Origin of the sequence: Lacinutrix sp. C3R15, from assembly GCF_018860825.1 — a bacterium.
In the GTDB taxonomy this organism is placed as follows: domain Bacteria; phylum Bacteroidota; class Bacteroidia; order Flavobacteriales; family Flavobacteriaceae; genus Oceanihabitans.
Genome location: NZ_JAHKPZ010000007.1, coordinates 1 through 1,210, shown reverse-complemented (window position 1 = coordinate 1,210; position 1,210 = coordinate 1). Strand labels below are relative to the sequence as shown.

1 protein-coding gene is annotated in these 1,210 nt (G+C 32.2%); it reads right to left on the bottom strand.

Annotation, left to right across the window (positions count from 1 at the left end; all coding sequences use genetic code 11):
* Positions 1-31: 31 nt before the first annotated feature.
* A complete protein-coding gene (locus KO494_RS02655) occupies positions 32-997 on the bottom strand; it encodes an IS110 family transposase (protein WP_215966048.1) in 966 nt (321 codons plus the stop codon).
* Between the last annotated feature and the right edge of the window lie 213 nt (positions 998-1,210).

Sequence of the window (1,210 nt, the reverse complement as noted above, 5' to 3'; positions counted from 1 at the left end):
AACAAAGAACTGAGTTAAAAAACAAGTATCTTTAAGCTAATTTTGAAACATAGTTTTCATCATAAGGCAATCCGCTTTTCGCAATAGCAAAGGCTTGTTTAAGCAATTTATTCGCTACGGCTATTAATGCTAATTTAGCACTCTTTCCTTTGGCTACAATTCTATCAAATAAGGCTTTGCAGGATCGGTTATATTTATAGGCCGAAAAAGCTGCTAAAAACACAAGGTTTCTTAATTTCTTGTTGCCTACTTTACTTATTCTACTACGCCCTCGTACACTACTTCCAGATTCTCGAATCGTTGGTGTAATTCCTACATAACTACATAGCTGTGATGCACTTTCAAACTTTTTAAATCCATCCGTGACTACTATTAAAAACAAAGCTGTTTTTAAGCCTATTCCTGGTATAGTTTGTAATAATGTTAATTGCTCTTGTTGGTCTTGTTTCACTAATTCTAATAAGCGTTTCTCTAATATTAGAATCTCTTTCTTTAAATGGTTTAAGTCTCGTTTTAAAGAGCGATAAACTGTTTTGGATGGAATTCCTAGTGTTTCTTCGCCATGCAGCTTGTTTTTGGTCGCTGTACTCTTTTTTACGTAACTATCCAATAACCTAAAGAGCTGTAAGCATTCTGCTTGTACATCTGTTAATGCATTGTACAACGGAACATCATTAAAGATACCATACTCACAAATAGATTTAGCATCACTCTTATCTGTCTTTACTTTTGCTAGTTTCATTTGAATAAAACGTTTTACTGACAATGGATTTACAACAGATACTAATATTCCTTTTTTATATAAAAACTGAGCTAATCTGTAATGATAATATCCCGTAGCTTCCATCACTACCAAAGCATCTTTTGATAGACTTTTTAGTAGTTTTTTAAAACCCTTTTCATCATTTTTTAATTGATAATGGCCGGTGTCTTGATTGTAAATATCAAACACAGATTTACTAATGTCAATACCATAAATTTTTCTATCTTTAGTCATAACAACTTGAAATTTGGAAAGAACAACGCTACTCATATTTCAACAACTTGAAAACGAGATCTAGGTCTCACAGAACTGAACGAAGTTTAAGTAGTAAAAGAGAGAGGATTATCAATGTTGCCGAAGTCAAATGCTTCACCGTGTATAGTAACCTTAATTCTCTCTTTTGTTCTTTCTGATTATTAGTTAAATTTAGTGAATTACAAACTTAAG